Genomic DNA, 8009 nt, shown 5'->3' with positions numbered 1-8009 from the left:
GGGCGGCGTCAGCCCTCCGTCCAGCCGGTCCTCCCCGCAGGCGCGGGGGTCAGCCGTCGATCAGTAACTACGAGAACGGCCGGCCGCCGTCCTCCCCGCAGGCGCGGGGGTCAGCCGGCGACACCGTCGACGACATGGTGGCCCAAGCGGTCCTCCCCGCAGGCGCGGGGGTCAGCCGTGGTGCAGGGAGAACCAGCTGCCGGTCTCGAAGTCCTCCCCGCAGGCGCGGGGGTCAGCCGTACGTAGGCCCCCCAGATCCACACATGCGGCGGTCCTCCCCGCGCCTGCGGGGATGGTCCCGCCGCCTGGTCCTGGCTGGTGGATCTTCGTGCGGCATCATGCGCGGGGAGAATTCTCCGCAGTCTGACGACCTGATCGCCCGTCTGGTTGAGGCCCGCGCGCCGGGCGATGTCGCCCGGGTCGGGGCCGTCTGCCTGGCGGAGGCGCGCGACGGGTCCGGGTGGTTCGCGGTGAGGTGATCCAGTTGGAGAAGAGCAGGTTGAACCGGTCCGGACACTTGATCAAGTTCGCCGTGACAAGCCTGACCGTCTTCGACGACGACTGGACGGGTGGCGTCGAGCGAACCCCGAGCTGACCGTTCGCCGGCCCGCCCCGGCCCGCGCCTGCGGGCCGGGGCGGCCGTCGAGTCGGCTTGCCCGGGCTTACGGCCTGGGGCGGGCCGCAGTTCACGGGTGGCCGCCCTTCGACAGCATCCACAGCTGCAGCGCCGCGACGACCAGGGGGCCGCGAACGCGCCGAGGAGCCACCGCCTCGCGGCGGCCGCTGAGTCCTCGGCTGCTGGCCGGGCCCGGACCTCGGCTGCGAGATCACGTTCGAGGACAGCGAGCCGCTGCTCGGTCAGGCGCTGATGCGCGACGCAGACATCCTTGGTCGACGGCCTGCTCGATCCGGCCGGCCAGGACCTGGAGGTCAGCGCGCAGGTTCTCGCGGAGCCCGGCGATGCCGTCGCGCTGGCCTCGCGAATCTGGAGGATGGCGCGCTGGAGCTGCCACAACGTCGGCGCTCACTGCAACTCCGAAAGGGCGTTCCCCGCGCCGCTTCCTGTGCTACGGACTTCCACGCCTGCACCCCAGGCCCATGTGGGATTCCTCGCGGCCGGCGCCGAGACGCCTGGCCACTCGTCGATCCGTGCCACGAGGGCACATACCTCCCCAGAATGGACGTCCCCGGGTAAAGCAGTACCCCAGCCCGGCGACTTCGCGTGCAATCGGCTGGATGCATCCGACATTTGGGCGAGATTTGTCCACATTCCTCACATCAACCGGATCACCGCTAAGTGGCCTTAGAAGCCAAAGGCCCGCCTCTATGCATAGCTACCCCCGGCGGATTTCAGACACATCGGCTATCCATCTAGCCAAGGCGAGCTCCGTTGCAATTTGATCAAGGGGCCGCTACTACGGTCTGAACTGCGCCGTGGACGCACGGCACTTTGGAGACTTTCTACAGAGAGTGGAGTTTCAGTTGTTAATCCGCCGTGCCTTCGTGGCGGCCACCGTCCTTGCTATGTCGTTGGCCGGAGCAAGTCTTGCCCAGGCTGCTCCTCAACCGTCGACCGCCGTAGTTAGCACTGCAGACGATGTCACCTCCTGGACTTCGCCCGTGTCCGACCAGACCGTCCTCAACTTCTGGACACCCGAACGGATCAGCCAAGCATCGGCGAACCCCCTGCCGGCCCCAGCAGTGACCGAGCAGGCCGCGATCAAGGCACACGAGAAGGCGACGCAACGCGGTACGAAGAACCCACAGGGCGCCGCAACGGCTGCAGCAAGCGCCGTCGCACCGCTCAGGACCCACACGAAGAGAACTCAGACTTCGCCGCTCGCATCCGCAGCCCGGGTCACGGACCTCTCGCGCTCCGACCTAGCCTCGCCCCTCGGCCCCGACATCAACATCACTGGCCGACTCTTCTTCCTCGTCGGCAGCGACAGGCTCGGGTCATGCACTGCTGCTGGCATCGTCGCCAGTAACAAGAACTCAATCTGGACCGCCGGCCACTGCCTGCACAGTGGGAAGGGCGGAGGATTCTATTCCAACTTCCTCTTCGCTCCGGGATACGACGAAACCGCTCCGTGGGGATACTGGCCCCTGCGTTCCATCATCGTCTCCTCCTCCTGGGCCGACGACACTGACTGGCTCTGGGGGGACATCGGCGGCGGGATCGTCAATGCGCACTCCGACTACGGGAACTTGCAGGACTGGCTCGGCGCCTACGGGTACCGCTTCAACGGTGCCGCCGACATCGGCGGCGTCACCTCTCTCGGCTACCCCGCGAACGGATACGGTCGGCCCGACTCGGACTTCCACGACGCAGCGAAGGCCATGTACTGCCAAGGAAACGCCGTCGACGCAGGAAACTGGAACCCCTTTGACGATCGTCTAAGGCTCACTTGCGACATGGGCCATGGCGCGAGTGGCGGCCCTATCGTCATCAACTTCGGCGGAAACAGCCAGATCGTCGGCGCCAATAGCCACCGCATGGTAGACGCGAACAACAACTGGACGGACAACTACCTGTACTCCTCCAATCACGGAGGAAACGCCACCGGCGTGATCAACTGGCTCAACTCACACTGACACCCGCGCAGAACACCAGCGGGGCTGCGCGCTCACACAGCGCAGCCCCGCCTCAGTGTTCTACCTGCCTGTAGAGACCTCGCCCATCAGTGGCTGAGGCGGATGCGACCGCAGGTATTCCTCGAACGCCTTTGGGTTATCAACGTACCTCTGCATCTCCGGAGAGAGAGGAACGTTCTCCTGGACCGCCACTCCTCCCGTGTCCCTCGCAAGAGCCACCGCAGTGACCCCGCCTGCTGCCACCAGAACCCCACCGAGTGCCAGCAGGACTGTTCCCGCTCGTCCAACACCCATCACGATTCCCCTGTTCTGTTGCTTCCCGAAGCACCCGCTACCGCAGCACGGACACGACCAGCGGTCGCTGCGGCACAACCGTCAACAGCCAACCCCCTCAACAGAGTAGGCGGAACCGAACGCGCTCCGCGGGCGAAACCACTACGCGTGCACCTCGCAGCTTCGGGAGCATGCCGCGTGCCTTGTGCGCGAAGCGGATCAGTTGACGCTGCTCCACTCCACGCTGCCGAAAGACAGCCAGCCGCCGAGCGGGCCGATGGTGTTCCATTTCCAGGGCGCCGTTGGGCTGGACGTACAGATTGGCGCCAACGTTGTTTGGGGGGCGACGGGGGAAGACTTCGCCAGCCTTCGGGCGGAGGTTGGGGTCGTCGATGCCGATCACGTTGTCGGTTACGCCCACCGGAACCGAACACGATGCCGCGCAGGGCAACCATCCCGTCGGGCCGCTTCTTCACCGTGGCGGACTGCCAGCCGCCAAGCTGCGAGCAACCGCGCTTGAACGTGATCGGCGTCCAACTGCTGCTGTCCTTCACAAGGCCGTAGCCCACGTCAACGTTGCCGCCCTGGACGCGCAGCCCGTTGCCGGTCTGGATCAGAGCGCCTGATGGTGCAGAGCGCGATCTGCTACCGGGAGGCCGGGCAGAGCCACCGTGCGGTCGGCCTGTTCCGCCAGCACCTGGTCACCGGGGAGTTCGCGCCGCGCGACCGCGCGTTCTTCATCGCCCAGTACTCCGGCGCCCTGGTGGCAGCCGGTGAACCGGACGAGGCCGCCACGGCCGCGCTCCAGGCTCTGGCACTCGCCGCCGACGCCCGCTTCGGGCAGGCCCTCACCGAGCTGCACCGCACCGCCGACCACCTCGCGCCGTACGCCGAGGGCCCGGCCGTAGCCGAGTTCCGCCAACGGCTCGACGAGCCGGCGGTGGCCTAACCGGCCAGGAAGGTGCTCACCTTCTCGATGACCTCGCGCTGCCACGCCTGCGACTTCGGGTGGAGGTACTGCGGATCGTCGTGGACGGCGAAGCCGTGCTGGGCGCCGTCCAGTTCCACCAGCTCCACCCGCCCGCCGAACATCGGCCGGTGCCAGCGGGACGACTCGATGGGCACGAAGGTGTCCGCGGTGCCGTGCACCATCAGCACCGGCGACCGGACCGCAGCCAGGATCGCCGGGGTGTCCAGGTAGAAGACCTCGTTCAGCAGGGCCCGGTTCAGCTCGAACGGCGACTTCTCGGTAAAACCCTGCTCCTCCAACCGGACCGCCATGTCCCCGGCCAGGTAGTCGTGCGACCAGCCCGGCCGGGAGGTGACGTACCGCTCCTTGTAGTCCAGCCGCGGGTTCAGCAGTACCAGCTTGTCGACGTCGCCCGGCCGGTGGGCGGCGTGCAGTGCGGCGGCACCACCCGAGAACGAGGCGGCGATCATGTGCACCGGACCCTGCTGGCCGGTCCGCTCGCGCAGGTGGTCGCCGGCCGCGCGGATGTCGTTGGTCACCGAGGCGATCGTCAGCTCGGCCTCCCGCCCGCCACTGGCCCCGTGCGCCCGCAGGTCGAACCGCAGACTGGTCACCCCGGAGGCGGCCAGCCCGGCGGCCAGGCGCGTGAAGAAGCCGCCCTCCTCCCGGGTCACCCCCGACCCGTGGACCAGCACCGCCATCCCGCCCGGCGCCTCCGCCGCGCAGACGGTGCCGAACAACGCGGTACCGTCCAGGGACTGGAACGCCGTCTCGTGATCGACCATAAGCAGATGGTAGCCACCCCACGGGGCGTCGGGGCAGGGACGCTACAGGCCGACCGACACTTCCAAGATCACGTCATGGCCCCTTTTACACGTCCCTTGGCTGGGCCCCACTGAGCGTCCAGAGGTCAACCAGCTGGAGCGACCATCCCCGCCTGCGCGGGGAGGACGGACGAACGGGGGCCGGTCGGCTGCTTGTGGCCGGTTCCGTCCGGTGGGCGGCGGACAGGCGGCCATGGCAGTTATCGAACGCATTCGCGGGATTGTTGATAGTGGGGCGCCTGTTGTTCGAGAATACCTTCGACGATTCCAAACATTCGCAGCGGTGTTTAAATTGCCAGATTTCGTTTCTATTCTCCGAAGATGGCGAACGGCGTTTTTCACACCGGGTACGGCATCGAGATCAACCTGACCCTGCCCGACCTCGACCATCCGAACCGTCCCGGCCTCCTCGAAGAGATCACCGCACCGATCGACCGGCGCGAGCGGGAACTCCTGGAATGTCTGGAACACCACCGCGAAGGAGCCTGCCAGGCCGAGGAGGACGGCCGCTCCCCCTGGATGACGATCCGCCGAAGGACAGTCGGCGGCCACACCACCTGGGTGGCCGCCCACCTGCCTGTGCGCCACACCCCCACCGCGGAGGAGAGCGCGAAGCACAAGGCGATGAAGGAACGGATCGCGCGCGCCGCCGAACGCCACGGCCTCGACGCGCAGGTCGAGGCCCGCGCGAGCGACGGCCGGATCCGCACCGACGTCCTCGTCACCGGTGACGGAGGCCGCAGGATCGGCTGGGAGGCCCAGTACTCGCCGATCAGCGCCGACACCGTCCGCCGCCGCTCCCGCACGGCCGCCGAACACGGCATCGTCCCGCTGTGGGTGACCAACACCGACCGCTCGGCGGTGATCGAACGCGCGCCGTGGGCCCGCGTCGACGACTTCAGCTGGAAGGAGATCGCCTCCCCACTCGCGATGGTGGTCCGCGCCGGCGTCCGTCACCTGCAGCAGTGGAAGTGCCTGCCGAGCAGCCTCCGGCCCTGCCCCGAGAACGGCAGCGCCTGCGGCCGGTTCCACGCCGAGTGGTTCCTGCCCGCCCTGTGCCTGCCCGCGAAGCCGCCCACCGAGGTCGACCGGCTCGTCGTCGACAGCGCCAGCGGAGACTTCGTCCCCATGCGGATCCCAAGTCAGCGCGACCCGCGCCACGTCTCCCGGATGTGGGTCCCCGCCGCGGATCGCGACAGCTGGCACGACATGTTCGGCCCCGACAAGGACGAAGACGCTCCCGCCGAACCCCAGGCCCGGGACGCCGACATCACCTACACCCACCAAGAGCTCGACGCCACCTGCCGCTACGGCGAGGAAACCTTCACCTTCAACGACCCCCGCCCGCGACGCGGCAACTCCGCCGGCACCGGCCTGCACACCTTCGACGACGTCCCCAGACGGCTGTTCACCGTACCCCGCCAGGACCGCCGACTCGCCGCTACCCAGGCCGAGCGCCTCGACGCCGCCTTCGCACACGGCTGCCAGCCCTGGCAGATCGGACCGTGCGCCGGCTGCGGAGCCCCGATCAACCGCTACGGCGACAACGGCATCCACGCCTGCGCCCCATGCAGGGCCCAGTTGGCCGGGCGGTGAAGTGGCCGGTCTACCGATCGAGCACGCCACCGGCCCCGTTCCCGGGGCCGGTGGCGTCTCGCTCCAGCCCCCAAGCGGTTCGCCAAGGACACCCGTGCTCATCGTGGACGGCAACTCCGCCGCCAGCTGCGTGCTTCCTGTTCGCCGGGTGGTGTTCGTACAGGGAGGTGAAGCGCTGCTCGCATGCCGGGAAGAAGCCGGGGCGGGCGACGGCGGCGGCCGCTTCGTCGACGATTCCTTCGAACCGATACGTGGGGACGATCTGTGGCAGCCGTATGTGACGGTCCGCTACCGCGGGCGGGTGCGGGCCGTTGGCGTACTGTCGGAGGCGGCTGCTATAGATCATCCCCATGACGATCGGCTCACTGCAGCGGGAGCTGGCCGCGTTCGCGGCCGAACGGGACTGGGAGCAGTTCCATACGCCGAAGAACCTGGCGATGGCCCTCGGCGGGGAGGCGGGAGAACTGCTGGAGCTGTTCCAGTGGCTGACGCCGAAGCAGTCGTCCGTGGTCATGAATGATCCGGAGCGTGGTCAGCGGGTCCGGAAGGAAGTCGCGGACGTGTTCGCCTACCTGCTGAGGCTGGCGGACGTCCTCGGTATCGACCTCGAGCAGGCGCTCACCGAGAAGATCGCGGCCAACCGTGCGAAGTACCCGGTCCACCTCGCTTACGGACGCGCCGACAAGTACACGGAACTGGGGGGATGACCACCACATGCGCATCGTGCTGCAACCGGCCGCCAGGTCGGACAAGGACGTCAACCAGCACTACCTCGACACCATCGCCTCCCCGGTGACCTTCGCCGACCACGCGGACCTCCTCGCTCCCGACGTCCGCGACCGCCTGGGGCAGCTGTTTCCGGAGGGGACGGCCCGGATGTGGGGTGTCGTGCCGGGCAAGAAGAACGTGAACGTCTCCAAGGTCCAGAAGATGAGCGCGGGGGACTTCGCGCTCTTCAGCGGGGACAAGAAGATCTACTTCGCCGGCACGATCGCGCTGCTGTGGCGCGACGAGAAGCTCGCCGAGCGCCTCTGGGGGCGCAACCACAACGACCAGACCTGGGAGTACATGTACGCCCTCTCCGGCACCCAGGGCCTGGACATCACCGTCGAGGAAATCCGCCAGTTGCTCTCGTGGAAGCCCAACCGCAACATCCAGGGCATCTACATCCTCGACCACAGCGACAGCGAGGCCCTCCAGACCTACCTCAGCCTCGAACCCTCCACCGCCGACACCAGCAGCGCTCCGGCCCCGGACCCGCAGGCGGAAGCGGCGGCCGCCGTCGGCTTCGACGGCGAACTGGAGCGCACCGCGCTGCGCGCGTACCGCGGTGAGCAGGCCGCTCTCAAGCGCCACCTGCTGCCCGGCCACACCGGGCAGTGCGCCCTGTGCGGGCGCGTCCTGCCGGCGGCGTTGCTGGTCGCCGCGCACATAAAGAAGCGTGCTGTGTGCACCGACGAGGAGAAGCGGGACTTCGCGAACATCGCCATGCTCGCCTGCAGCCTCGGGTGCGACAGCCTCTACGAGCGCGGTTACGTCACCGTCGTCGCGGGCGGCGTCCTCCAGGTCAGCCCTCTCGCGCACACTGTGCCCGCCCTCCATGAGCATGTCGAGCAGCTCGCCGGGCGGGCGGTGCCGTGGTGGACCGCGGACCGCGAGCCCCATTTCCGCTGGCACCGCGCCCACACGTTCAAGGCGGGAACACCCGTGTAGTTGCCGTCGTGCCGGGCCCGGGTGTTCCGTGCCCGCAG

The 8009-nt window shown here is 68.2% G+C and carries 7 protein-coding genes and 1 CRISPR repeat array; of the genes, 6 read left to right on the top strand and 1 reads right to left on the bottom strand.

What is annotated here, in order from left to right; genetic code table 11:
• Positions 1-27 precede the first annotated feature (27 nt).
• A CRISPR array of direct repeats spans positions 28-300; the repeat unit is 29 nt; unit sequence GTCCTCCCCGCAGGCGCGGGGGTCAGCCG.
• A gap of 1320 nt (positions 301-1620) precedes the next feature.
• The 3 genes from ACFWA9_RS04875 to ACFWA9_RS04865 all read left to right on the top strand — a co-directional run bounded on the left by ACFWA9_RS04875 (position 1621) and on the right by ACFWA9_RS04865 (position 3817).
• Positions 1621-2595, top strand: a complete 975-nt coding sequence (locus tag ACFWA9_RS04875) for a trypsin-like serine peptidase (protein ID WP_380383164.1) — start codon at positions 1621-1623, stop codon at positions 2593-2595.
• 665 nt (positions 2596-3260) lie between these two features.
• A complete protein-coding gene (locus ACFWA9_RS04870; protein WP_380383162.1) occupies positions 3261-3494 on the top strand; it encodes a hypothetical protein in 234 nt (77 codons plus the stop codon).
• On the top strand, positions 3494-3817 hold the full coding sequence (locus tag ACFWA9_RS04865; protein WP_380383160.1) for a hypothetical protein: 324 nt from the start codon (positions 3494-3496) through the stop codon (positions 3815-3817). The genes ACFWA9_RS04870 and ACFWA9_RS04865 overlap by 1 nt, the downstream gene beginning before the upstream one ends.
• On the opposite strand, the gene ACFWA9_RS04860 is transcribed toward ACFWA9_RS04865, so the two are convergent.
• Positions 3814-4623, bottom strand: a complete 810-nt coding sequence (locus ACFWA9_RS04860) for an alpha/beta hydrolase (RefSeq protein ID WP_380383158.1) — start codon at positions 4621-4623, stop codon at positions 3814-3816. The two genes, ACFWA9_RS04865 and ACFWA9_RS04860, sit on opposite strands and share 4 nt — an antisense overlap.
• Before the next feature lie 360 nt (positions 4624-4983).
• On the opposite strand from ACFWA9_RS04860, the gene ACFWA9_RS04855 reads away from it, so the two are divergent.
• The 3 genes from ACFWA9_RS04855 (at position 4984) to ACFWA9_RS04845 (ending at position 7971) form a co-directional block, all read left to right on the top strand.
• Complete coding sequence (locus ACFWA9_RS04855) at positions 4984-6258, top strand: hypothetical protein (RefSeq protein WP_380383156.1); 1275 nt, start codon at positions 4984-4986, stop codon at positions 6256-6258.
• A gap of 350 nt (positions 6259-6608) precedes the next feature.
• Positions 6609-6965, top strand: coding sequence for a nucleotide pyrophosphohydrolase (locus ACFWA9_RS04850; protein ID WP_380383155.1), 357 nt, complete (start codon positions 6609-6611; stop codon positions 6963-6965).
• Positions 6966-6972: 7 nt separating this feature from the next.
• Positions 6973-7971, top strand: coding sequence for a hypothetical protein (locus tag ACFWA9_RS04845; RefSeq protein ID WP_380383153.1), 999 nt, complete (start codon positions 6973-6975; stop codon positions 7969-7971).
• Positions 7972-8009: the final 38 nt, after the last annotated feature.

The sequence above is a fragment of the Kitasatospora sp. NPDC059973 genome, assembly GCF_042737525.1.
Classification (GTDB): Bacteria; Actinomycetota; Actinomycetes; order Streptomycetales; family Streptomycetaceae; genus Kitasatospora.
The sequence above is the reverse complement of the archived record's forward strand: the minus strand, read 5'-3'. Positions and strand labels throughout refer to the sequence as shown.